Consider the following 23,339-nt stretch of genomic DNA (forward strand, 5'->3'; position numbering starts at 1 on the left):
CCTTGCGACTTAAAGCCGGGAATTAAAAATTAACATGATTTACCATGCCGGGCAAGGCAGGAGCCGGCGGGCTAGGTTTTAAATCGCAATTGAAGCTCGCAGGGAGGCGGTTAAAATTTTTTACGTGCCGAAAAAAAGAATAACTTCTGTTTACACGGGTCTTGGAGATGACGGGAAAACTTCGCTTCTCGGCGGAAAGAGGGTGAGAAAATCGTCCCTGAGGGTCGAGGCGTACGGAGATGTGGACGAGCTTAACTCGGTTCTTGGGGTCGCCTGCACGAAGGCGGTCGATCCAAGAGTCGGGGATCTTCTGCGGGGAATACAGAACGCCCTTTTCACCGTGGGGAGTGATCTGGCGACCCCGCAGGATTCGACCTTTTCCGCCCCCAGAGTAACCGCTCAGATGGCACAGGAGCTTGAGAAGCACATAGACGCATTTTTGCCCGAGGTAGGGGAGCTTCGGGAATTTGTTCTGCCCGGAGGGTCAGAAGGCGCATCCTATCTTCATCTCGCCCGCGCGGTGTGCAGGAGAGCCGAGAGAGGAGTCGAGGCGCTTTTGGGGGATTCAAAAGAGGGGAGGGATGTTCTGGTTTATCTTAACCGTCTCTCTGATCTTCTTTTCGTTCTTGCCAGAGTCGAGAACAAGACCTCGGGAACGGGGGAGATATTCGTCGATTTCGGGCGGAGCGAGGACGGGTGATGGACGAAACCTTAACCATAACGAACCCCGAGATTGAAGAATACATCCGTTCTCTTTATCCCCGAGTCCACGAGGTTTTCTACGAAATGGAGAAGCGGGCGGAAGAAAGCGACGTGAAAATAGTGGGGCCCCTCGTGGGAAGGTTCCTCTCCCAGATATGTCTTCTGCGGAGGCCGCGGAGCATTTTCGAGATGGGTTCGGGGTTCGGGTATTCGGCTCTCTGGCTCTCTCTTTTTACTGAAGGCGAAGAGGCGATAACCTGCACGGACTGGCTTGAGGAAAACGGGGAGGCGGCGCGCGAGTACTTTGCGCGGGCCGGGCAGATTCGCAAACTTCGTTTTGTCTGCGGGGACGCCCTCGATATACTGGCGAATTCGAACCGTAAATTTGATATGATATTCAATGACGTTGACAAAGAGGACTACCCGCGGGTAATCGAGCTTGTGCGGGAGAAGCTTAACCCCGGGGGCATGCTCATTACCGATAACGTGCTTTGGGGAGGGAGAGTTCTCAAGGGCGAGGGTTCTGAGAGCACCGAGGGGATCTTGGAGTTTAACCGGCTTTTGTTTTCAGACCCGGAATTTTTCTCAACGGTGGTTCCCCTTCGCGACGGGGTGGCGATCAGCGTCAGGATTTAGTGGATATTTTATTTTCTTGGGATTCCGCAGTGAGAAAACCTGAAATCACAGAAAAGGATCTAGTGGCTTTTTTCACGGACTCCTACGAGCACATACGCAGGCGCCATTACGCGAGGAGAAGAAGAAACAGGGCCCTGATAGGCTACGAGCTTGCACGCGAGAGGACTGCAGTTGTGGACAGCTTCATCAAGCAGGCCCTTTCGCAGTACGGTTATCCGGAACTTAAAGGCGTCTCCATAGTTGCTCTGGGTGGTTACGGCAGGGAAGAGCTCTCCCCGTACTCCGACATAGACCTTCTTTTTCTCCACGAAAAAGGTTCAAAGGGTCTCGCGGAAGAGATAATAGAGCGCCTTCTTTACCTCCTCTGGGACACCAAGATGGATATAGGAAACTGCACGAGAAGCGTCGATGAATGCAGGGAACTCTCCATGGACAAAAACGATGTCACTATCCTGAGTTCGCTCCTTGACTCGAGGTTCATCTGCGGGGACAGGGGTCTTTACGACGAGCTTGAGAACGAAATTTATGGCGAGGTGCTCCCCAAGATCTCGCATGATTTCATAAAGAGGAAGATCGAAGAGAGGGACAGCAGGGGAGAGAGGTACGGAAAGACCCTCTACATACTTGAACCGAACGTCAAGGAAGGAAGGGGAGGGCTGAGGGAGTTCCAGACGGCGATGTGGATCGCCCAGGCAAGCTACAAGGCCAAAAACTTTGAGGAAGTGCTTCAAAGAGGCTTTATCTCGGAAAAGGAATACATGGTAATGCGCAAATGCCTTAATTTCCTTCTGCTCGTGCGCGCGCAGCTGCATTACCAGGCGAAAAGACGGGAGGACAACCTGAGTTTCGAATTCCAGTCCCAGGCGGCTAAATCTTTCGGCTACAGGGACGGGAACCTCCGCGCGGTTGAAAAGTTCATGAGAATTTACTACCTGCGCGCCGCGGTGGTGGTGCAGCAGTCCCGCAGGCTGACGGAAAAATGCACCAGGGTCTATGCGCGGGGAAGGCTCACCAGAAAGGCCGTTCATCTTGACCATGGGTTTACTATACGGGGCAAATATCTCTCCGTGACGAGCAGGAACGTTTTCAGCGAGGACTTCTGCAATTTCCTGCGCGCGTTTGAGTACGCTGATCGCTACTCGGTCGAATTCACCGAATACCTTGAGCTTCTCATGGGAGAACAGGTCTTCCGTGTAGACGAAAAAGTCAGAAACGACCCGGAGTTCAACAGGATATTCACAAGGCTTCTGCGTTTCGGAAAGGATGTCTCGAAAATGCTGCTCAAGATGAACGAGATACGCCTTCTGGGACGCTTGATACCGGAATTCGGAAAGATAGTCTGCATGGTGCAGTTCGATTCCTACCATGTCTATACGGTCGATATACATTCCATATTCATGGTGAGGGAAATCGAAAGGCTTATAAATTACGAATACGAGGAAAAGTTCCCTTTTCTTACCAAAATCTCCGAGGCTCTGGTGAAAAGACATGTTCTTTTCCTCGCGTGCCTTTTCCACGACATGGGAAAAGGCCAAGGGGGAAGCCACGCGCAGAAAGGGGCCGCCATGATTCCTAAGATAGCCGAGAGGATGGGGCTTGGCGCCTCGGATGCGGAGCAGCTTGAATTCCTTGTGAGACATCATCTGGCCATGGTTCATTTCTCCCAGAGAAGGGATCTTGAGGACCCGGTAGTGCTGAAACGGCTGGCCAAATCCATTCCGGACCAGGAGACCCTCTCCCTTCTATACCTGCTGACCTTTGCGGACATAAGATCGGTCGGTCCCGACGTGTGGAGGGACTGGACGGGAATGCTGCTTCAGGAACTCTACATAAAGACTCTTCGGCAGATGTCTGCGGGCACGTACCGGCGCAAAACCGAAGAGGAATGGGTGCACAAGATGACCTCGGACATAGTGGCGGACGCCGAAGGGGAGATTCCCGAGCGGAAAGTGAGAAAAATACTGAAAAAGATGCCGATTTCCTATTTCAGCCAGTTCTCAAGACAGAACATTTTACGCCACGTGAAATTGATTGGCTCCATGGAGGGAAAGTTTGCGACGGAGGTTGTCCGCTACGGGGAATACGACGAGTTCACTGTTTGCGCCCCCGACAAGAAGGGAATATTTTCGGTGTTCTGCGGGATTCTCAGCGCAAACGGACTTAATATTCTGGGTGCGAGAATCGTAACCACACTTGACAAAAAGGCGCTTGACGTTTTCTACGTGGACAGGGCCGATCACCTGACCGAAGAGGAGTACGACGAGGTGTGGAAAAAAGTGGAGAAGAACCTGAGGAAGGCGCTTGACGGAGATGTTGATGTGGACGAACTCGTTGAGAGAAGGAAGAGAAATTATTCCTCCTACGGAAGGAAGGTTCCCGAATATCCTCCGGAAATCGTGTTTGACAACGAATCTTCCGACAAGGCGACCGTTATGGAGGTCTATGCCCATGACAGAGAAGGGCTTCTCTACGGCATCACAAAAGCGATTGCGGAACTGGGTCTTTCGATTGACTACGCCAAGATCTCGACCAAGGCCGATCAGGTTGTAGATACGTTTTACGTTCGCGATTCGAGGGGGCGTAAGATAGGCGGTCCCAAGAAACTGAAAAAGATAGAGGATTCCCTTATATCCGCGGTGAGCTAGAGAGATAAGGCGGCGGTTTTAATGAGTGTGGAAATTATTGACGTTGAGTGCGATTTTCTTGTTGTGGGCGGTGGACTCGCAGGCCTTTACGCCGCCGTGTGCGCGTCGTCTCTCGGCCGGTGCGTTGTGGTGACCAAACAAACCCTTGTGCAGAGCAATTCTTACTGGGCTCAGGGGGGAATCGCGGCAGCCGTCGATCCTGAGGATTCTCCGGTCTTTCACAAAGAGGACACAGTTGCCGCGGGGAGAGGGCTTTGCGACGCCCGCGCCGTGGAGATTCTGGTTGAAGAGGGAAGGGAGAGGGTTGCGGATCTTATAAATCTCGGCATGAAATTCGATTCAGACGACAGCGGTCTCCTGCTCGGCCTCGAGGGGGGTCATTCGAAAAGAAGAGTTCTTCACGCGGGAGGCGACTCCACGGGAAAGGAGATGATCGATTTTCTGATCTCTTACGTGAGTTCAAGCGAATCGGTAACCATTCTTGAGCTTGTCACGGTTACAGACATAATCTCGGATGGGGAAAGATGCTACGGTGTCTGGGGTTACGACGAGGGGAAGAAAAGCTACGTGAGAATAGCCTCTCCTTCGACCATCCTGGCCACCGGCGGCGCAAGCGCTCTATACAGGAGGACCACCAATCCGGAAGGAGCCTCGGGGGAAGGCATATCGCTTGCTTGGAGGGCTGGGGCCGAGATCTCCGACATGGAATTCGTGCAGTTCCACCCCACGGTGTTCAGCGGTCCGAAAGGCGAGGCCTTTCTTTTGACCGAGGCGATAAGGGGAGAAGGCGCATATCTTCTGAACGCCCGGGGAGAAAGATTCATGGAACGCTACAGCTCCCTTCTAGAGCTTGCCCCTAGAGACGTGGTTTCAAAGGCGATTCACGGCGAGATGAGATCCTGCGAGGAAGACTACGTGTGCCTTGATCTCTCTCACATGGATCCAGAGTTCGTCAGAAAAAGGTTCTCAAACATAGAAAAACTCTGCAGAAACTCGGGTTTTGACCTTGCCAGGGACCGCATCCCCGTGGCTCCCGCCGCCCATTACACCATAGGGGGAGTGAGAACCGGTCTCATGGGGGAAACCAGCATAGAAGGGCTTTACGCCTGCGGCGAGGTTTCAAACACCGGTGTGCACGGGGCTAACCGTCTTGCGAGCAATTCTCTTCTCGAGTGCATGGTGTTTGCCAAAAGATGCATTGACGGCGCGGCGCGCGCGGGCCGCCCGGGCGGCGTTGGAGGAGATTTCGAGGGTTTTATGCTTGCCGACACCAGGGGAGCTGACACCGAGTTTTTCAACGAAGCCAGAGATGCGATAATCGGGGGGATGAGCACGCATCTCGGGATAGTGAGGGAGCGGGAGGGAATAGAGCGATTCATCGCGCGGCTCGAGGAGATTTCCTCGGCAAGCGAGGACGTTACGGGGTGGTTCGGGTTCAAGCTCGGGACGATGCTCGATGTTTGTCTGCTCGTCGCACGGGGAGCTCTTTTGAGGAAGGAATCTCGGGGAGCCCACCTGAGGTCTGATTATCCGGAAGAGGACACGGATTATGAAAAGCACCTGATTTTCAGGAAGGATTTAGAAGTCTACGGAGCCGATTGATGAAAATCCGCGAAAGTTACCCCCAGGAAGTGGAAGCCGTCTTGGATCTTGCCCTTCGGGAAGATATAGGGAACGGGGACGTTACTACGGAGAGCATCGTTCCCGAAGATGCAGTTTTGACAGGAGAACTGCGTGCGAAGGGGAGCGGTGTTATCTCGGGGGTCGGGCTCTCCGGTGCGGTTTTCCGGAAACTTGACCCTGACTGCGAGTGGGAGGAGATGGTTTGCGACGGGGACGGGGTCTCGCCCGGAGACGTTATCGCTCGCGTTACGGGCAGGAGCAGGGCGATTCTTTCGGCTGAGCGGACAGCCCTTAACATTCTTCAGAAAATGAGCGGGATCTCGACTCTCACCTCTTCTTTCGTCAAGGCCGCGGACGGGTCCGGAGTTAAGATAAAAGATACGAGAAAGACGCTTCCGGGACTCAGGTGGATCAGCAAGTATGCCGTGGCCGCGGGCGGGGGACATAATCACCGCGGCGGGCTTTACGATGGAGTGCTCATAAAGGACAATCACATAAAGGCCGCAGGAGGCATAGCGGCAGCCGTCGGGAGGGCAAGGGAAAACGTTGGAGATACTTTCCCCATAGAGGTTGAGACTAAAACCTTGGAGCAGGTGAAGGAGGCGGTTTCCTGCGGCGCCGACGTCATAATGCTTGACAACATGGACATTGCGCAAACAAGAGAAGCCGTGAGTTTCATAGACCGCCGCGCGCTTGTCGAGGCATCCGGCGGAGTCACCCTTGAGAACGTAGGGGAGATAGCCCGAAGCGGAGTCGATTTCATATCCGTCGGCGCCCTTACGCACTCGGCTCCGTGTTTAGATATTTCTTTTGATGTGTTAGAATCTTGACTGCAGGCCGTATAATAGGGGTTCGGCTGTTGAGATGGACAGCGTGCGTGACATTTCAGAAGAAATAGACAGGCTCAGAAGGGAAAAAAACGCGGTAATTCTGGCCCACAACTACCAGATACCCGAAATCCAAGACCTTGCCGATTATACCGGGGACTCACTGGGTCTCTCGCAGAAGGCTTCTGAAACCGAAGCGGAAATCATTATCTTCTGCGGGGTTCACTTCATGGCCGAAACCGCGTCCATCATCTCTCCCGACAAAAAAGTGCTTATTCCGGATCCCGAGGCGGGCTGCTCCCTCGCCGAGACCATAAACCTCGAACAGCTTAAAAAGTGGAAATCGGAGCATCCCGACGCCCTCGTGGTCTCCTACGTTAATACCTCGGCCGCAGTTAAGTCGGAGACCGACTACTGCGTCACTTCCTCAAACGCCGTCAAGATAGTGGAATCCATTCCCAAGGACAAGGAGATACTTTTTCTGCCGGACATGTTCCTGGGCGCTTTCGTTTCCAAGGCTACGGGCAGAAAGATTCACATCTGGCCCGGGGAGTGCCATGTCCACGCGGGAATACGGCCGAAGGACATAAGGAGGATAAAGGAATCCTATCCTAACGCGGAGATGATAGTTCACCCCGAATGCGGCTGCACCACCTCTTTTCTTCACTCCGCGGCCGGGGATGATGAGCTTGCGAAGGAGATAAAGTTTTTCTCTACCGGAAAGATGATTGACTACACGCGCAATTCCGATACTCCGGAGTTCGTGGTAGCGACTGAAACCGGCATTCTTCATACGCTAAGGAAGCAGAGTCCCGAAAAAGAGTTCTACCCCGCCAAAGCCGACGCGATCTGCGAATATATGAAGATGATAACGGTTGAGAAGGTGCTGAACTCGTTAAGAGAAGAGGTGTACGAGGTCAGGGTTCCGGAAGACATCGCTCGCAAGGCTAAAAAATCGATAGACAGGATGCTCTACATCTCGGCTCAATAACCGCCGCTTTATTACATAAAGGTCAAATCATCATGACTAGAATGTAATGCGCGCTCCGAGACTGAACTCGTGGTTGAGTTTAGAGTCGTTGCCGAATCGCCCCGAGTAGCCGATGAAAGTTTTCGTCCGGCTGCCGATGTCGGCGATAAGGCCGCCGCCGGCGTTCACCCATTCCTTCGGCGGCTCGAAACCCGAGAAAGTAAAGCGGCCGGACATGGTGTTTGATCCTGCGGTGACCGAAACTGGATCGTCGTTAAGTTCTCTCTCGTAAGAAACGCGGAGATACGGGAGCAGCCTTTCGCTTAAACCCGGATTTCCTTTGATCTGATAACCCGCTCTCGCAACTAGGGAGTCGCGTTCAAAGTCCGAGAAATTCATCGAGGTGGAGCTAGTGCCGTTTTCACTGTAGCCGTCGATTTTCTGATTGAGCCATCCGAGCCCCAAAAACAGGTTGTGTATATATCCCTCGGATCTGCCTAGAACCCAGCCCGCCTCAACATCGGTTCCGAACTGATAAGAGCTTGTGGAGCCGTGCTCCGTGCGCAGTGCCGATCCGAGCCGGATCGAACGGTTGATGTCAATGGATGCTCCGCCCGCGTTAAAGGCACTGCTTAGGTAAAAAATGTCGTAAATGAGCGTGCCGTGCAGCGAGCCGGTCACAACGAAGCTGTCAATGCTTGCGCCCGGGATGTCGCTGTCGTGGTTCCCGAAGCTCAATGCCGCGCCCAGATGGAGTACATTCCCGACGCGGTAGTCGGTACCCAAGGTAAGCGCCCGCGTTTCGGCCTTCGTTTCACCCAGATGGGGCAGGGATTCGAGTTCGTATTTGCCTATGTGGCCCCTCGCGTAGCTGTGCCATTTCCCGGTCGAACGGCTAGGCCCGAGATCAAGCATCCGCTCCGTAAATACGGCGTCGCGGTGCACTCTGGCAATCTCTACTCCTCCCTCCCCCCCAAGTGATACCTGAACCGGGGCCGCGAGGGTGGAAGTTACCGTGTTTGCGATCGCAGCGTGAACCGCTCCGCTGGGATGGGAACCGTCCGCAAAAAGATAGTTCTCACTGGCGTCGGGAGGCGATAGATAGCCCGAGTCGGTCGGACCGCACACGATTGACTCCAGTCCTCCATCGGGGCGCAGGGGATTGGAACCTGGAGTGCAAGCTATATCATCAATGTTGGTAAAACCGTAGTTAGCGGGGGCTTCAATTATCTCGTCCATCAGTGCGGAGACATTTATGGGGATGATTCCGCGTTCCAGAGAAGCAAGACCCGTGTCTAGCGCTTCATTGTAAGAGCCGGATAGGGTGGAGAGTCCCGCTGCAGCTTCGGCTCCGGCACGCTGAGAGTTTAAGGTTTTGCCGATGTCGGGCAAGTTAAGAACAACGATGTAGCGCGCGCCGGCGTCCTGAAGACCTCGGATCTGATCTACGTACGCTTCCGCCGCTTCCAAGGCGCCGTCGAGTGCGCCTTGTGGATCAGACTGATTTTCCCCGGCTACGGCGCTTATATCGTTTGCGCCGCCCCAGATCATGTAAAACGTGTTCGGATCGGCGCTTGCCCCTGAGAGATGCTGGTTAATCTGCTGGTGTGTTGTAGGCACAGGATTCTCACATGGGCCGGTCGGATTTACGCAGGCGCCTCCCCAGGAATAGTTTGTTCCGCCGGCGAGCGAATTGGTTATCGATGCTCCGAAGGTTTCGGCCACTATCTCGGCCCAGACAGGGTCGGGATTTGTGGTGAAGCTTGTGCCGGCCGGGAGGCCGCTGGTCTGGGCGATATTTCCGGAGTCGGTCAAGCTGTCGCCGAACACGACGACGGAATGAAAAGTTTGGGCCTGAACGCTGTAGACAACCCCGAACAGTATTGCAATCAAAAGTGCAAAATTCAGACGCCGAAACATTTGGGGTACTCCTTGGGATTTTATTTCAATATTAATTTTACCATCTGTATACGGCATCTTCCACATGGCACCGGTTTTTGAGATGAGTTTGCGGCGACTTGTTTTTCCGGTGAATCAGTACCCCCGCGCCAGTCCCCCCGGATGCCTGGGGTCGGCCGCCCCGTGAAAAACTCCGTTGACTCTGGATACGCTCTGCGTCCTTCCTATCGGGCCGGTTCTTTTTGCTTCGTACCCTTTTTTCCGGAGCTCGGCCGCCAGATTTTCTCCCGCTTCCTTTTCCACGTACAAGATGTCGGGGAACCACTGGTGATGTACCCTCGGTGCCGATGTGGCCTCCCGTATGTTCATCTTGTGGTCGATCATGTTCAGGATTACCTGGAGCACGGACGTTATTATCCTGCTTCCCCCGGGGCTTCCCGTTGCGAGAAAAAGCTCCCCATCCTTCAGCACTATGGTCGGGGTCATAGAGCTCAGCATTCTTTTGCCGGGGGCTATGGAGTTTTTTTCGCCGCCTGTAAGGCCGTAGGCGTTGGGCGCCCCGGGCTTTGCCGAGAAATCGTCCATTTCATTGTTCAGCAGTATTCCGGTTTCCGGCACGGCGAGCCCAGAGCCGTAGGAGAAGTTAAGCGTGTACGTGTTTGAAACCACGTTTCCGAACCTGTCGGCTACCGTGAAATGCGTTGTGTTGGCGTCTTGGACAGAGACGGGAGAGCCGGGCTTTACGTATCTGCTTGGAGTCGCTTTTTCCGGATTAATCCGGTTTGCGAGGCGTTTTGCGTACTGTTTTGAGATTAATTGTTCTGTGGGAACGGGGGAGAAGTCCGGGTCGCCCAGATATTCTGACCTGTCCGCGTACGCAAGCTTCATGGTTTCCGAGAGAACGTGAACGTACCGGGCGGAGTTATGTCCGTACTGCTGGAGAGGATAGTGCTCGAGAATGTTGAGCATCCCGATTAGAAGAACCCCGCCCGAGCTTGGAGGCGGCATCGAGTAAATTTTGTAGCCTCTGTAGTTCCCGGTCACGGGTTCTCTTGCCACGGCTTCATACGACGCCAGGTCCATTTTGGTTATAAGCCCGCCTTTGTTTTTCATGTAAGCCGTGATTTTCTTCGCTATGGCCCCCCTGTAAAACGCTTGCGGCCCGTTTCTGCTTATCTGCTTCAGGCTCCACGCAAGATTCTTCTGCCTCAGGATTTCCCCTTCCCGGGGAGGCTCTCCGTCCTTTCTGAAAAAAACATCCATGCTCTCGGCTGATTTTTTCATCCGTTCTTTTGCCCCGAGAAGCGATTCTCTGAGTTCCGCCGAAACCGCAAAACCCTCTTCCGCAAGCCTTATCGCGGGCGCAATGACTTTTTCAAGAGGCATGGTCCCGTATTTCTCGAGTGCGAGGGAGAGGCCCGCAACCGTTCCCGGAACTCCAGAGGAATAAACGCTGTGGCGTGCCCGCTCGATGTTCACTTCTCTTTTTTCATCTAGAAACATGTTGCGCGTGGCTTTAAGCGGGGCCTTTTCCCTGTAGTCTATGGCGACGGTCCGCCCGGTTTTGCCCAGATGAACCAGCATGAATCCGCCGCCCCCGAGATTCCCGGCCCTCGGGTAAGTGACCGCAAGCGCGAATCCCATGGCAACCGCGGCATCAACCGCGTTTCCACCCTCCTTGAGCACCGAGAGGCCGACAAGAGTTGCTACCCTTTCCTCGGATACGATCATGCCGTTTCGAAGGGACGCGGGTTCCGCCGTATCTCTGCTTGAGGAACCGGGTTCCGCGCGGGCGGAGGTGACCAAGATAGATAAGACTAGTAGGAGTGCGACGGTGTGTTTAAGGATTGAGTCCGCGGGCATCTTAAGTGGCCGGGGAGCGTTTAAAAGGAAATTCCGTGTCTGTAGCGCTTCGACATGTTTATCCTGTCTTCGCAGATCTTTATTTTTTTGGAATAGAACGCTCTCTCGAAAGTTCCTTCGGCAAGGCCGATTGCGCGATTGAAGTTCGATATAGCGTCTTCGTACTTGTGAAGCTGGAAATGAAGATTGCCCAGAGTCGAGTACAGAAGATCGTTCGATGACAGTTCCTCGACCTTGCGTATGTCCCTTATCGCCTCAAGACCTTCTTCGGGTCCCCGGGTTTTCGAGATGGCGATTGCTTTTTGGAGCTCGACGAGCGGACAGTAGTTGCATGCCAGGTATTTATCGTAGAGAGAGATTATTCTGTCCCAGTTCGTGTCCCCGTATTTTTCCGCCAGGGAGTGCACAGCGTCAACGCCGGCCTTTAAGTGAATCTCCGTGACCTCTCCACCTTCCTCGGCTGACAGGGCCAGGTGCTCGAATCCCCTTTTGATCATGTTCCTGTCCCAAAGTTCCCTGTTCTGCTCCTTTATCCCGAGAGGTTTTCCGGTACCGTCGTTCATGGTGTGAAGCCTTGAGGCGTTTAGCAGCATGAATGATAAAAGGGCATGAACCCCGGGTTTTTTAGTAGCTGGGAAGTCAAGCAGCGCCTCGCCCAGTCTTATCGCGGAAAAACACAGGGAAGGGGTTGAAGGTGTTCCTTTTCGCAGACCGCTTTGGCCGAGAGAGAAAATCTCGTAAATGTTCTTTGTCACTGCCCCGAGATTTCTCTCCGCTTCGGCCCGGGTCAGGCGAACGGCTCCTTCGGTTATTTTTTTTCTTTCCGAGGCGAGTTGTTCCTCGAGCGCCTTTTCGTTTCTCTCAAGTATTCTGGCTAGAGAGGAACTCGAAAATCCGCAGAGTACGTTCAGTATCAGGTACTTCTGAAAGGATCTCTCTATCCGGGCGGAGGACAGCGCAAAGAGAAGTTCAACCAGGTTTTTCGTCACTTCCTCTTTTGGGGGGAAGGGGAGCCGGAACCCCGACACGTCGATTCTTTCCTCTCCCTCGTTTAGCCTGGAGAGGTAGTTTATCTTTCTGCAGAAAAGCTTGCTTGAGTTCTCCGTTATGTCAGTCCACACCGCGCCTTGGGGATCATCGGGGATGCCTTCTTTCCCCCACTTGGCCCTCATTTTCTCAAAGGAGTTGGCGCACGATCTCTGCACGTGCTCAAGGCTTTCGCAGCCGAAGACCTTGATCAGAGTGGAAACAATCGCTCCGTAGTCGTTTATGAGCTGTTTTGTAATCTGCCTGTTTACTTCAGGCCGGTTGTACTTTATTCCCAACTGTCCGCTTCCTTTCTCCCGACTGTGGAGAACAGTTTTAATCCAAAACCTGACTAAAATACATACCGGAGACTGAAAGTAAAGACTGGTGGAATTTTTGCCTGAAGAAACCGGAGAGGGGAGGTAGAGACGGTTCTTCCCCGACAAAAATTACTTGCAAGGAAAAAACGCTCCGCTTTTGCTTATTCTCCCTCTCTTGCGGCGAGTTCCCTGTCCAGGATCAGAAGCGCCGCCGGGCTGTCTTCGGCGAGTTTCAGCTGCTCAACGACTTCTTCGGCGCTTTTTTCCTCTTCAACCTGCTCTTCTATGAACCAGTGAAGCATTACCAAAGTCGCCTGGTCGTTTTTCGAGGTGGCCAGATCGTAGAGATTGTTTATCATCCCGGTCACCTCCCTCTCATGCTCGAGCACCTCCTCGAACATCTCGACAAAAGCTCCGAACTCGGAAGCGGGCTGCTCTATCGATTCCAGGACTACTCTTCCTCCCCTGTCAAGCAGGTAGTCGAAGAACTTCATCGCGTGGACAAGCTCCTCTTCGCTCTGTTTGCGTAGCCAGCTTGCGAAACCCGGAAAGTTCCTGGATTCGCAGTAGGCGGCCATTGAAAGGTAGAGATAGGATGAATAGTATTCGTTTCTTATCTGCGTGTTTATCGCGTCCTGTATGTCGCTGTCAATCATTTTAACTCCTCCTTGGTTTCTTGCTTTGCAGTGTTAATGATAACCTGTTTATTAAAAATTACTACTAAATGGTAATAATTCCCAATAAGGATTTCCCCTCTTGATTATGCCTGATCCCCCGCATGCTGTATAATACTAGACCTTGTAAAGATCCGAATCGTTATTATATAATCTAAACAGGCCTTTTTTTTACGAGGAGGAGAAAATGTCAGATTCCGTAAATGTTAACGAGAAAGTTCTTCCGCTCCTTCCGCTTCGCGACGTAGTTATTTACCCCTACATGCTGGCTCCGCTTTTCGTGGGCAGGGAAAAGTCTATCAAGGCCCTTGAAGAGGCGGCGAAGGGCAGCAAGGAAATATTCCTTTCGGCGCAGAAAGACGCGAAGGTGAACGAACCCGGAAACGAGGACATGTACAAAATCGGGACCATCGGAACGATAGTTCAGATGCTCCGGCTTCCCGACGGCACGGTGAAGGTGCTCGTCGAGGGCAAGAAAAGAGCCTCCATAGCGGGCTTTGTCACCCACAAGGACATGTTCGTCGTGAAGGTGAATGAGATAGAGGAGCCGCCGGGGGAGAGCGTCGAGGTTGAGGCGCTTATGCGTTCGGCGACCAAGCTTTTCGAGGATTACGTGAAGCTGAACACCAAGATTCCCTCCGAGACTCTCGTCACTTTCATGTCGATTGACGAGCCGGGCAAGCTCGGCGACACGGTCGCTTCGCATCTTAACATGAAGCTTTCGGACAAGCAGGAGATCCTCGAGGTGATCCATCCGCTCGAGAGGCTTGAGAAGCTCTGCGAGAAGATGCAGTCCGAGCTTGAGATACTCCAGATGGAAAAGCGGATAGGGAAAAGGGTCAAAAAGCAGATGGAAAAGGCCCAGAGGGAGTACTACCTCAACGAGCAGATGAAGGCCATACAGAAAGAGCTCGGCACAGGCGACGACCTTAAAAGCGAAATAGACGAATTTGAGGAAAAACTGAAGGAGAAGACCCTTCCGGAGGACGTGGAGCAGAGGGTTAAGAGAGAGATAGGCAAGCTTCGCATGATGTCCTCCATGTCGGCCGAGGCCACAGTGGTCAGAAACTATATCGACTGGCTTCTTGATCTGCCGTGGATAGAGGAGAAAACCGAGGACAGCCTTGATCTCAAGGGAGCCGCGACGATCCTTGATGAGGATCACTACGGCCTTGAAAAACCCAAGGAGAGGATACTTGAATATCTGGCGGTGCGCGTTCTCACAGAGAAGCTCAAGGGGCCGATACTGTGCTTTGTCGGACCTCCGGGGGTCGGAAAGACCTCCCTGGCCAAATCCATAGCGCGCGCCATGGGCCGCAAGTTCGTAAGGACCTCTCTTGGCGGTGTGCGCGACGAGGCCGAGATAAGGGGACACAGAAGAACCTACATAGGGGCCCTTCCCGGCAAGATCATACAGGGAATGAAAAAGGCCGGAACCGTGAACCCGGTTTTTCTCCTTGACGAGATCGACAAGCTTGGGATGGACTTCAGGGGAGACCCGGCTTCAGCGCTTCTCGAAGCCCTCGACCCCGAGCAGAACTCAAGTTTCAACGATCATTACATCGAGGCCGACTACGACCTCTCGAAGGTGATGTTCATAATGACGGCCAACGTGCTGCACACTATTCCCTGGGCGCTTCAGGACCGCATGGAGATAATCCGCCTTCCGGGCTACACCGAGGGGGAAAAGCTCCAGATAGCCAGGAAATTCCTTATAGGAAAGCAGAAGGAGAACCACGGTCTAAACGACCACAAGGTGTCCATAAAGAACGAGGCGCTTCTGCAGATTATAAGGAGGTACACGAAGGAAAGCGGCGTCAGGAACCTCGAGAGGGAGATAGCGGCGCTATGCAGGAAAGTGGCGAGGGAGATAGTCGAGAAGAAAAAGACCAAGGGGGTCAACATTACGGCCAAGAGCGTTAACAAGTATCTTGGTACTCCCAAGTACGAGTACGGGGAGATCGAGCAGACCGACCAGGTGGGAGCCGCGACGGGTCTTGCTTGGACGGAACTTGGAGGGGAGCTTCTCACTATAGAGGTCTCGATCGTTCCCGGCAAGGGGAATTTTACCGTGACCGGCAAGCTCGGGGAGGTAATGCAGGAGTCCGCGCGCGCGGCTATGAGCTACGTGAGGAGCAGGGCGCAGCGCTTGGGGCTTGAAAGGCTGTTCTATCAGAACGTGGATATACACATTCACGTTCCCGAGGGAGCTACTCCCAAGGATGGACCGAGTGCCGGCATAGCGATAGCGAGCGCCATAGTGAGCGCCATCACCAGAAAGCCCATAAACAGGGAAGTTGCCATGACGGGAGAGATAACGCTTCGCGGAAGGGTGCTTACCATTGGAGGGCTCAAGGAAAAAATCCTCGCGGCCCACAGGGGCAGGGTGAAGGAAGTGCTGATTCCCGTGGAGAACAAGAAGGATATCGAGGACATACCGGAGAACGTGAGAAAAGAGGTTAAGATAACCACCGTGGAGCATATGGACGAGGTTGTTGAAAAGGTAATCCTCTCCGATGAGCCGGTGCTTAAGAACTTCGTCGTTCCCAAGGCCGGCTACGCTATTGAGACCGACCCGGTGCCGAAGAACATAAACTGAAGGGAAAAAGTCGTTTAGTGTTTTAAAAGCCCCGAGGCGGTTGATGCCGCTTTGGGGCTTTTTAGTTTCAGGGAGACTCTGAAAGTGAAGCCCGCGATAAAAGGAAGGGGATCGCCGGAGAACCCGGCGGGAAGGTTCGAGCGGATCGACTTCGTTGCGGACGGGGAAGCGCCTGCAGCTGAGGGTGTCCCCGAGACCGTTTACTACAGGGACCGGACGAAAACCATAATCTCCTACAACCAGAGTCCCGACGTTTCCTTTGACGCGAGCGTCAATCCCTACAGGGGGTGCGAGCACGGATGCGTTTACTGCTACGCTAGGCCCACGCACGAGTATCTGGGGCTTTCCGCGGGGCTTGATTTCGAAACGAAAATTTTCGTCAAGCAGAACGCCCCGGAGCTTTTAAGGAAAGAGCTTAGTTCGGCGAAATGGGTTCCTAAGCCTATAGCGATGAGCGGGGTCACGGACTGCTATCAGCCTGCGGAAAAACATTTTCGGATAACGAGAAAATGCCTCGAGGTCCTGCGCGAATTCCAAAACCCGGTCGGCATAGTGACTAAAAACTATCTGGTGACCCGTGATCTCGATATCCTCTCCGACATGGCCGAAATTGGCTGCGCCAGCGTGATCATCTCCGTCACGACCCTTGACGGCGAACTCTCAAGAAAAATGGAACCGCGGGCCTCGCACCCCGAATACAGGCTAAGAGCAATAGCTAGGCTCGCGGATGCGGGCATTCCCGTTACGGTGCTTATAGCCCCGGTGATTCCCGGACTCACGGATCACGAGATTCCGGCCATAATGAAAGAGGCTTCGGCCCGCGGGGCTCAGGACGCAGGTTATGTGATGCTCAGGCTGCCCTATGGCGTGGGCGATATATTCTCTTCGTGGCTCGAGCGTCACTACCCCGGCAGGAAGAAAAAGGTTCTCGGGCGGATCGAGTCGATGAGGGACGGGGAGCTTAATTCTTCTGAGTACAGTGTCCGGATGAGAGGGAAGGGGATTTTCGCCGAGCAGACGGAGAGGATTTTTCGCGTCGCTTACGGAAAATTCGGCTTTTCGGGGAGAAAGGCGCCTCTTGACGTTTCCCGCTTCAGAAGGGGCGGAGCCGGTCAGCTTTCGCTTTTCTGATGCGCCGCCGTGAAATAAGGAGCCTACGGCCTACCTTGCCTTTTCAAGCTTGGCCAGCAGCAGCTTGATCTCCTTTGACTTTATTTTCATGCTCACCTTGTTAACGACGAACTTTGCGCTTATCTCCGTAACCACTTCGACTATCTCAAGTTCGTTTTTCTTAAGCGTTTCCCCCGAGGCCGTAAGATCCACTATTACGTCGCAGAGGCCTATTATGGGCGCCAGCTCAACCGAGCCGTAGAGTTTTATGACTTCCGCGGTTACGCCTTTTTTGTTGTAGAAGTCGCTTGCGATTTTCGGATACTTACTGGCGATCCGCAAGGAGGTCTTGCCCGATTTATCGAAGCCCCTCGGAGCGGCGACCACCATCTTGCATTTCCCTATTTTGAGGTCGAGGGGTTCGTAAAGATTGCAATCCTGCTCCATGAGGGTGTCCTTGCCGACTATTCCGCAGTCCGCGGCGCCGTACTCGACATAGGAGGCGACATCCGTGGGTCTCACTATAAGCAGCTTGATTCCCTCCTCTTCGAACTCGAATATGAGCTTTCTCGAATCCCCGATTATTTCCGTTATGTCTATCGAGGCTCTTTTGAAAAGCTCAACGGTCTCCTCAAGCAGTCTTCCTCTGGGCGTCGCTATCGTTATCACTCTTTTTCCCTCCAGATGCTGGCTCCTACGGAGCGAAGCTTTTCATCAAGTTTCTCATATCCGCGGTCAAGATGATAGATTCTCGACACTTCGGTTTTGCCGGCGCCGCAGAGCCCGGCCAACACTAGCGAGGCGCTTGCCCGAAGATCGCTCGCCATTATGGGGGCGCCCCTAATTTCCCGTACCCCCCTTACCACGGCGCTGTTTCCCACGAGCTTGATGTCCGCGCCCATCCTCCGCAGTTCAGCGGTGTGCATGAATCTCTGCGGAAATATGTTTTCCGTTATCACGCTCATTCCGTCGGCAACGCACATGAGTATCATCATCTGGGCCTGCATATCGGTCGGAAATCCTGGGTAGGGAAGGGTGGAGAAATCTATGCTTCTTATCTCTCCCGTGCCCCGGACTCTGATAGAATCCCCGTTTTTCTCTATTTCCGTCCCGGTCTGGAGCAGTTTTCCCGTAAGCGCCCCCAGATGCTCGAATCTGCAGTTCCTTATCGTGAGGTCGCTTTCGTTAAGGGCGCCCGCTATCATCAGGGTTCCCGCCTCTATCCTGTCGGGCATAACCCTGTAGTCTTTAAGCGGACCGAGAGAGCTTGCCCCCGTTATCGTTATTATATCCGTCCCCGCCCCTTCTATTTTCGCTCCCATCAAGTTGAGCGCGTTTGCGAGATCCACCACTTCAGGCTCGCAGGCGGCGTTTAGGATGACGGTTTCTCCTTCGCAGAGGCTTGCGAGCAGCATTATATTTTCGGTTCCCGTAACGGTCGAGAGATCGAAGGGGACGGTGGTTCCCTCAAGTTTTTCCGCCGCGGCGCTCACGTAACCGTCTTCGAGGCGCACGGAAGTCCCCAGAATGCGAAGTCCCTTTATATGCTGGTCTATGGGTCTCTCCCCTATCGCGCATCCTCCGGGAAGAGATACCTCGGCTTTTTTAAAGCGGGCCACAAGCGGTCCCAGAACCAGAACGGAAGCCCTCATCGTCTTTACCAGATCGTAGGGAGCCTTGTAGTGGTCAATGGTGCTCGAGTCGACGAGCAGTTCTCCGTCTGTGTACTCGCATCTCGCGCCCAGGGTTTCGAGGAGCTTCATCATCGTCCGCACGTCCGCCAGGTCCGGAACATTCGAGATGGTATTCTCCCCGTCGTTGAGTATGCAGGCCGCCATTATGGGGAGCACGGCGTTTTTCGCTCCGCCGACCGTTATCTCTCCCGAAAGCCTCTTTTTCCCCTCTATTATTATTTTTTCCAAGTCGCTTTCACTACCCTTCTTATATCGCCGATATCGGTTTCGAAACGTATGTCGGAAAAACCGTTTTCACGAACTATACCTTCTACGCTTTGCGCCTGCCCGGCTCCGATCTCGAGAAGCAGAAAGCCTCCTTCGCGAAGCGCTTTTGTGGCTGCGGCAGTTATTTTCCTTATATACGCAAGCCCGTCCTTTCCGCCGACAAGCGCGGAGCGGGGCTCATAGCACCTTATTTCCTTGGAAAGGCTCTCGTACTGCGCTTGGGAGACGTAAGGCGGATTGGAAATTATGATGTCAAACGAGGATTTTGCAAAGCAGCCAAGAAGATCGGAGTTTACAAACTGTATGCGTGCGCCGTGCGTGCGTGCGTTTTTTCTCGCTACCGAAAGTGCGGCGGCGGATACGTCCGAGGCGAAGACCCTGCAGCCTCGCGTCTCAAGAAAGACGGTTACGGCAATACAGCCGCTTCCCGTGCCGAGGTCAAGAACCCGGGGATTTTTCATCTGCCCCGCGGTTTCTATGGCGAGTTCCGCGAGCGTTTCGGTCTCCGGTCTCGGTATCAGGACGTCCGGCGTCACGGCAAAGGGCCTTGAATAGAATTCCCGCTCGCCGGTTACATACGCCAGCGGTTCTCCCGCGAGGCGCCTGTGAAGGAGTTTTTCGAACGCTTCTGCGCGCTTGGAACCCACGCGTCTTTCCGGATGGGCGTAGAGTTCCAGCGGGTCTGCGTCTAGGCTTCTTGCGAGTATCGCTCTTGTTTCTATGCCGGGGCACTCGAAACCGTTTCTCTCGAAGCTTTTTCTACCTTTCAGGTAAAGTTTTTTCAGTTCCATTTGAGCTTGGATGAGTGTATACGCGAAAGACGCGTTTTCAAGTTTCAGGCTCCGGCCCGGAGGGGTTTTCCCTAAATGCTTAAAAGCAGAAGCTTTATACTGGCGTCCTCTTCCCCGAGAAGGCGGGAGCTGCTCGCGAGAGTGGGTCTTGATTTCGAAGTGATTGAGCCCCGGGTGCGCGAGAGGGCCCGGGAGGGAGAGGGACCGCTTGATTTTGCAAAGCGCATGGCCAGGGAAAAAGCGCTCAGCGTTTCCGGGAGTGTGCAGCGGGGGCGAATCGTCGTAGGCAGCGACACGGTCGTTTCTGTTTCGGGAGAGATTCTCGGCAAGCCCAAAAGCGAAGAGGACGCGTTTTCGATGCTGCAAAAACTTTCCGGAAAGACCCATGAGGTCATAACGGGCTTCTGCGTGGCGAAATCCCCCTCAGAGGTCATTTACCTGGGTGCCACCCGTACCGAAGTGCGGATGAAGTCCCTTGATAGCAAGGGGATGCGTCGGTACATTAAAACCGGGGAGCCCATGGACAAAGCGGGTGCCTACGCCATCCAGGGTGCCGGGTCCTGTCTTGTCGAGTGGATAAGAGGTTCCTACACGGGGGTCGTCGGACTCCCGCTTTTTGAACTGGTTTCCGTACTCTCGGGTATAGGTGTCGTGGAAGGTTTCAGTCCGGATGGGTTTGAAGAATAGAATAGACTGGGTGGAAGAGAGAATCGGGGAAGCGTGCCGAAGATCCGGAAGGAACCGGGGGGAGGTGAAGCTGGTTGCGGTCTCCAAGAAGTTTTCCATCGACGTGATTCTGGAGGCCAACCGGCTTGGGCTTTGTGATTTCGGGGAGAATTACGCCCAGGAACTTCGCGACAAGCAGAAGGAGGCCGGGAACCAAGCGGACGGAATGCTTCGCTGGCACTTTGTCGGGGCTCTGCAGAGAAACAAGGTTAAGTACGTTTTGGGCAAGGCGGATCTTATACACGCGGTTGACAACATGGCCCTTGTGGCGGAACTTGATAAAAGGGCCGCGGCTGCCGGAATCTGTGTCCGGGCGCTTGTGGAGATAAACGGCGGCGAGGAGAGCAAAAACGGGATTTGCGGGGATGACCTTCGGGAGTTTCTCGAGAGCGCTTCCCGGTTCCGAAACGTTTCGCTTGAGGGACTCATGATAATGCCTCCTTACTTTGAGGATCCCGAGATGGGGAGGCCATGGTTTTCGGGACTTAGGGAGATGAGAGACGAGGTAGCGGGGGAATTTCCGGCCGTACAGGAGCTTTCAATGGGCATGAGCAACGATTTCGAGGTGGCGATTGAAGAGGGAGCCACGATTCTAAGGGTCGGTTCGGCGCTCTTCGGTCCGAGGCCCGGGTGAATTTGAGAATGAAAAAGGCAGCGTTCATAGGAGCGGGGAACATGGCCGAGGCGATGATAAGGGGACTTCTTGCCTCGGGGAGCTTTAAGAAAAAGGACATAACGCTCTCAGACATAGACCCCGAGAGGCTCTCCTGCCTGTCGTCGCAATACGGAGTTGCGACTACCCCTGATAACAGGGAAGCGGTGAAAAAGTCCGACATAGTGATTTTCTCCGTGAAACCCCAGGTAATTCCTGCGGTCTGCACGGAAGTGAGAAACGTTGCCACTAAAGACAAGCTCTACATTTCAATCGCGGCCGGAGTGAAGCACTCTTCCATAAAAAAGCTTGTAGGCAGGGATATAAAACTTGCCCGGGTTATGCCAAATGCTCCGAGTCTGGTGCTTGAGGGGGCCTCCTGCGTTTATTTCGGGGAGGGGTTCTCCGTTGAGGAGGAAGATCTGGTTCTCACCGTCCTTGGGTCTTTGGGAAAAGCCTTTAGGGTTGATAGCGAAGGCGTTATGGATGCCGTTACCGCTCTTTCCGGAAGCGGCCCGGCGTTTGTGTCGATTTTCATCGAGGCGCTTTGCGACGGAGCGGTTAAAATGGGGCTTTCAAGAAAACTTGCCACGGATCTTGCCGTGCAGACGGTTCTGGGCACCTCGAAAATGGTTCAGGAGAGCGCCAAACATCCGGCCGAGATAAAGGACATGGTCACATCGCCCGGGGGAACCACGGCAAGCGGGATTCATTCGCTTGAGCAGGGTGGTTTTCGGGCCGCTGTAATATCTGCTGTCGAATCGGCAGCAAGACGTTCCGCGGAACTTTCAGGAGAGGAGGACTGACATGGAAATATTAGGAGGCAATTTTTTAAGGGCCGTAGCGGAAGTGGTGGACATACTTCTTAGTGTCTACATATGGCTCATAGTGGGACGGGCGATACTCTCCTGGGTGAATCCCGACCCGTACAATCCCATAGTGAGGTTTCTTTACTCGGCCACGGAGCCGGTTCTGGGTTTTGTCAGAAGATACATGCCTCCCCTCGGGGGCTCAATAGACCTGAGTCCGATAGTGGTGCTGCTTCTGATAGTTTTTATAAAGCGTGCCGTCGTAAACTCTCTTTTCCAGATTGCGGCCGGTTTGTAGTGGTTTACGAGCTGAATTCTGCTATTCCCGACATAGCGGTTTTTGCCTCGCTTGAAAAACGCTCTGCGGGCATATAGGATAGATGTTCTGGAAAATTTTTATGCAAGGAGACGTTGAAAAATGAAAATTTCACTTCTGGGTGGAACGGGAGACATAGCGGAAGGTCTGGTTTTGCGGTGGTCGAGAGCTGGGCATGAAATCTACATAGGTTCTAGAAGCGAGGAAAAAGCGCTCGGCATAGCCGCGGGTCACGCGGAAACGCTTGATGGACTCGGCATAGAATCGAACATACACGGTATGGCCAACGCGGACGCCGCGGCGGCTTCCGAGATAATAATAATAAGCATTCCGCCCGAGTATGCGGCGGCCACTGTAGCGGGATGCGGAGACAGCATCACGGATCAGATAGTCGTAACCCCGGTAGTCTCGATGAAAAGGGAAGGCAAGACTTTTCTGTTCGATCCTCCCGCCCAGGGTTCTTCGGCTCTTGAGATAAAGGATGCGCTTCCCGAAACGGCGAGACTTGTGTCCGCTTATCACAATCTTCCCGCAAATGAGCTTGCCAAAATAGACGAGGATCTTGATTATGACGTGGTCATATGCGGGGATGACGAGGGGGCAAAAGAAGTGGTCAAGAATCTTACCGAGGAAATGAAGAATCTCAGGGTGCTTGATGCGGGTCCGCTAGAGATCTCCTCGATGATAGAGTCGCTTACTCCTCTTATCGTTAACCTTAACGTAAGGTACAAGCCCTCGCATTTTTCGGTCAAGTTCGTCTAAGGCGCGGTCATTCTCCGATAATCTGGATGATTACCCTTCTAGTTCTGGGGCGGTTATCGAAGTCAACGAGCACTATCTGCTGCCAAGTGCCGAGCAGGGGGTTGCCCTCTGAAAACGGAACTGTAAGCGAGGGTCCAAGCACCGAGGCCCTTACGTGCGAGTGTCCGTTTCCGTCGCCCCATCTGGCGTTGTGCGCGTAGGGCATGCCCTCTGGCGCCATTCTTTCAAATGCGTCTTTAAGATCGGAGAGTACACCGCTTTCGTACTCTATGGTTGTTACGGCACAGGTCGAGCCGGCGACAAAGACCGTGGCCGTGCCCGAAGATAGTTCAGCCTTGGAAAGCTCACGGCTCACGTGAGGAGTTATGTCCAGTATGTCGCAGTCGCCTTGGGTGCTTATCGTGAATGATTTCGTTTCTACCGGCATC

At 53.7% G+C, this 23,339-nt stretch carries 21 protein-coding genes; 13 read left to right on the plus strand and 8 right to left on the minus strand.

Annotation, left to right across the window (positions count from 1 at the left end):
• The first annotated feature begins 139 nt into the window (after nucleotides 1-139).
• Genes F4X55_07740 through nadA form a run of 6 tightly spaced genes read left to right on the plus strand, consistent with a single transcriptional unit; the run spans nucleotide 140 to nucleotide 7,424 of the window.
• Nucleotides 140-700, plus strand: coding sequence for a cob(I)yrinic acid a,c-diamide adenosyltransferase (locus tag F4X55_07740; GenBank protein MYC40879.1), 561 nt, complete (start codon nucleotides 140-142; stop codon nucleotides 698-700).
• Entirely contained in the window at nucleotides 700-1,338 is a 639-nt protein-coding gene (locus tag F4X55_07745; GenBank protein MYC40880.1) for an O-methyltransferase, read from the plus strand. The genes F4X55_07740 and F4X55_07745 overlap by 1 nt, the downstream gene beginning before the upstream one ends.
• Entirely contained in the window at nucleotides 1,281-3,983 is a 2,703-nt protein-coding gene (gene glnD / locus F4X55_07750; protein MYC40881.1) for a [protein-PII] uridylyltransferase, read from the plus strand. The genes F4X55_07745 and glnD overlap by 58 nt, the downstream gene beginning before the upstream one ends.
• A 21-nt stretch (nucleotides 3,984-4,004) precedes the next feature.
• Nucleotides 4,005-5,585 carry an L-aspartate oxidase gene (gene nadB / locus F4X55_07755; protein MYC40882.1) on the plus strand — a complete coding sequence of 527 codons (1,581 nt, stop codon included), beginning with the start codon at nucleotides 4,005-4,007 and terminating at the stop codon, nucleotides 5,583-5,585.
• Complete coding sequence (gene nadC / locus F4X55_07760; protein ID MYC40883.1) at nucleotides 5,585-6,436, plus strand: carboxylating nicotinate-nucleotide diphosphorylase; 852 nt, start codon at nucleotides 5,585-5,587, stop codon at nucleotides 6,434-6,436. The genes nadB and nadC overlap by 1 nt, the downstream gene beginning before the upstream one ends.
• Nucleotides 6,437-6,470: 34 nt before the next feature.
• Entirely contained in the window at nucleotides 6,471-7,424 is a 954-nt protein-coding gene (nadA, locus tag F4X55_07765; protein MYC40884.1) for a quinolinate synthase NadA, read from the plus strand.
• A 36-nt stretch (nucleotides 7,425-7,460) separates the two neighbouring features.
• On the opposite strand, the gene F4X55_07770 is transcribed toward nadA, so the two are convergent.
• The 4 genes from F4X55_07770 to F4X55_07785 all read right to left on the minus strand — a co-directional run bounded on the left by F4X55_07770 (nucleotide 7,461) and on the right by F4X55_07785 (nucleotide 13,167).
• Nucleotides 7,461-9,389 (minus strand): autotransporter domain-containing protein, encoded by a 1,929-nt coding sequence (locus F4X55_07770; protein ID MYC40885.1) that lies wholly within the window; start codon nucleotides 9,387-9,389, stop codon nucleotides 7,461-7,463.
• A 48-nt stretch (nucleotides 9,390-9,437) separates the two neighbouring features.
• Nucleotides 9,438-11,165 (minus strand): gamma-glutamyltransferase, encoded by a 1,728-nt coding sequence (ggt, locus tag F4X55_07775; protein ID MYC40886.1) that lies wholly within the window; start codon nucleotides 11,163-11,165, stop codon nucleotides 9,438-9,440.
• A 20-nt stretch (nucleotides 11,166-11,185) separates the two neighbouring features.
• Nucleotides 11,186-12,490 (minus strand): hypothetical protein, encoded by a 1,305-nt coding sequence (locus tag F4X55_07780; protein MYC40887.1) that lies wholly within the window; start codon nucleotides 12,488-12,490, stop codon nucleotides 11,186-11,188.
• 182 nt (nucleotides 12,491-12,672) lie between these two features.
• Entirely contained in the window at nucleotides 12,673-13,167 is a 495-nt protein-coding gene (locus F4X55_07785) for a ferritin (protein ID MYC40888.1), read from the minus strand.
• Between the two features lie 205 nt (nucleotides 13,168-13,372).
• Between F4X55_07785 and F4X55_07790 the strand changes: the two genes are divergently transcribed.
• Together F4X55_07790 and F4X55_07795 are read left to right on the plus strand one after the other, a co-directional pair.
• A complete protein-coding gene (locus F4X55_07790) occupies nucleotides 13,373-15,784 on the plus strand; it encodes an endopeptidase La (protein ID MYC40889.1) in 2,412 nt (803 codons plus the stop codon).
• A 78-nt stretch (nucleotides 15,785-15,862) separates the two neighbouring features.
• Nucleotides 15,863-16,915, plus strand: coding sequence for a PA0069 family radical SAM protein (locus F4X55_07795; GenBank protein MYC40890.1), 1,053 nt, complete (start codon nucleotides 15,863-15,865; stop codon nucleotides 16,913-16,915).
• Between the two features lie 30 nt (nucleotides 16,916-16,945).
• On the opposite strand, the gene F4X55_07800 is transcribed toward F4X55_07795, so the two are convergent.
• The 3 genes from F4X55_07800 to prmC are packed head-to-tail and all read right to left on the minus strand — an operon-like array spanning nucleotide 16,946 to nucleotide 19,646.
• Nucleotides 16,946-17,563, minus strand: coding sequence for an ATP phosphoribosyltransferase (locus tag F4X55_07800; protein MYC40891.1), 618 nt, complete (start codon nucleotides 17,561-17,563; stop codon nucleotides 16,946-16,948).
• Nucleotides 17,560-18,816, minus strand: a complete 1,257-nt coding sequence (murA, locus tag F4X55_07805) for a UDP-N-acetylglucosamine 1-carboxyvinyltransferase (GenBank protein MYC40892.1) — start codon at nucleotides 18,814-18,816, stop codon at nucleotides 17,560-17,562. The genes F4X55_07800 and murA overlap by 4 nt, the downstream gene beginning before the upstream one ends.
• Nucleotides 18,804-19,646: a peptide chain release factor N(5)-glutamine methyltransferase gene (gene prmC / locus F4X55_07810; GenBank protein MYC40893.1), complete on the minus strand. Its 843-nt coding sequence runs from the start codon at nucleotides 19,644-19,646 to the stop codon at nucleotides 18,804-18,806. Before prmC ends, murA begins: the two co-directional genes overlap by 13 nt.
• A gap of 75 nt (nucleotides 19,647-19,721) precedes the next feature.
• Here prmC and F4X55_07815 point away from each other — a divergent pair, with 75 nt between their 5' ends.
• The 5 genes from F4X55_07815 to npdG all read left to right on the plus strand — a co-directional run bounded on the left by F4X55_07815 (nucleotide 19,722) and on the right by npdG (nucleotide 22,911).
• Entirely contained in the window at nucleotides 19,722-20,333 is a 612-nt protein-coding gene (locus F4X55_07815; GenBank protein ID MYC40894.1) for a septum formation inhibitor Maf, read from the plus strand.
• Nucleotides 20,317-21,006 (plus strand): YggS family pyridoxal phosphate-dependent enzyme, encoded by a 690-nt coding sequence (locus F4X55_07820; GenBank protein ID MYC40895.1) that lies wholly within the window; start codon nucleotides 20,317-20,319, stop codon nucleotides 21,004-21,006. The genes F4X55_07815 and F4X55_07820 overlap by 17 nt, the downstream gene beginning before the upstream one ends.
• An 8-nt stretch (nucleotides 21,007-21,014) precedes the next feature.
• Nucleotides 21,015-21,830, plus strand: a complete 816-nt coding sequence (gene proC / locus F4X55_07825) for a pyrroline-5-carboxylate reductase (protein MYC40896.1) — start codon at nucleotides 21,015-21,017, stop codon at nucleotides 21,828-21,830.
• Nucleotide 21,831: 1 nt separating this feature from the next.
• Nucleotides 21,832-22,131 carry a YggT family protein gene (locus F4X55_07830; GenBank protein MYC40897.1) on the plus strand — a complete coding sequence of 100 codons (300 nt, stop codon included), beginning with the start codon at nucleotides 21,832-21,834 and terminating at the stop codon, nucleotides 22,129-22,131.
• 120 nt (nucleotides 22,132-22,251) lie between these two features.
• Complete coding sequence (gene npdG, locus F4X55_07835; GenBank protein MYC40898.1) at nucleotides 22,252-22,911, plus strand: NADPH-dependent F420 reductase; 660 nt, start codon at nucleotides 22,252-22,254, stop codon at nucleotides 22,909-22,911.
• Nucleotides 22,912-22,918: 7 nt separating this feature from the next.
• Here npdG and F4X55_07840 read toward each other — a convergent pair whose 3' ends face one another.
• Entirely contained in the window at nucleotides 22,919-23,338 is a 420-nt protein-coding gene (locus F4X55_07840) for a YjbQ family protein (GenBank protein MYC40899.1), read from the minus strand.
• Between the last annotated feature and the right edge of the window lies 1 nt (nucleotide 23,339).

The sequence above is a fragment of the Candidatus Dadabacteria bacterium genome, assembly GCA_009840385.1.
GTDB lineage: Bacteria > Desulfobacterota_D > UBA1144 > Nemesobacterales > Nemesobacteraceae > Nemesobacter > Nemesobacter australis.

Bases quoted from the DNA above. Each gene is read 5' to 3' on its own strand.
- F4X55_07840 (MYC40899.1), bottom strand. From the start codon at position 23,338: ATGCCGGTAGAAACGAAATCATTCACGATAAGCACCCAAGGCGACTGC.
- F4X55_07830 (MYC40897.1), top strand. From the start codon at position 21,832: ATGGAAATATTAGGAGGCAATTTTTTAAGGGCCGTAGCGGAAGTGGTG.
- ggt (MYC40886.1), bottom strand. From the start codon at position 11,165: ATGCCCGCGGACTCAATCCTTAAACACACCGTCGCACTCCTACTAGTC.
- F4X55_07815 (MYC40894.1), top strand. From the start codon at position 19,722: ATGCTTAAAAGCAGAAGCTTTATACTGGCGTCCTCTTCCCCGAGAAGG.
- F4X55_07790 (MYC40889.1), top strand. From the start codon at position 13,373: ATGTCAGATTCCGTAAATGTTAACGAGAAAGTTCTTCCGCTCCTTCCG.
- nadB (MYC40882.1), top strand. From the start codon at position 4,005: ATGAGTGTGGAAATTATTGACGTTGAGTGCGATTTTCTTGTTGTGGGC.
- F4X55_07785 (MYC40888.1), bottom strand. From the start codon at position 13,167: ATGATTGACAGCGACATACAGGACGCGATAAACACGCAGATAAGAAAC.
- nadA (MYC40884.1), top strand. From the start codon at position 6,471: ATGGACAGCGTGCGTGACATTTCAGAAGAAATAGACAGGCTCAGAAGG.
- prmC (MYC40893.1), bottom strand. From the start codon at position 19,646: ATGGAACTGAAAAAACTTTACCTGAAAGGTAGAAAAAGCTTCGAGAGA.
- F4X55_07820 (MYC40895.1), top strand. From the start codon at position 20,317: ATGGGTTTGAAGAATAGAATAGACTGGGTGGAAGAGAGAATCGGGGAA.
- proC (MYC40896.1), top strand. From the start codon at position 21,015: ATGAAAAAGGCAGCGTTCATAGGAGCGGGGAACATGGCCGAGGCGATG.
- F4X55_07770 (MYC40885.1), bottom strand. From the start codon at position 9,389: ATGTGGAAGATGCCGTATACAGATGGTAAAATTAATATTGAAATAAAA.
- nadC (MYC40883.1), top strand. From the start codon at position 5,585: ATGAAAATCCGCGAAAGTTACCCCCAGGAAGTGGAAGCCGTCTTGGAT.
- npdG (MYC40898.1), top strand. From the start codon at position 22,252: ATGAAAATTTCACTTCTGGGTGGAACGGGAGACATAGCGGAAGGTCTG.
- F4X55_07745 (MYC40880.1), top strand. From the start codon at position 700: ATGGACGAAACCTTAACCATAACGAACCCCGAGATTGAAGAATACATC.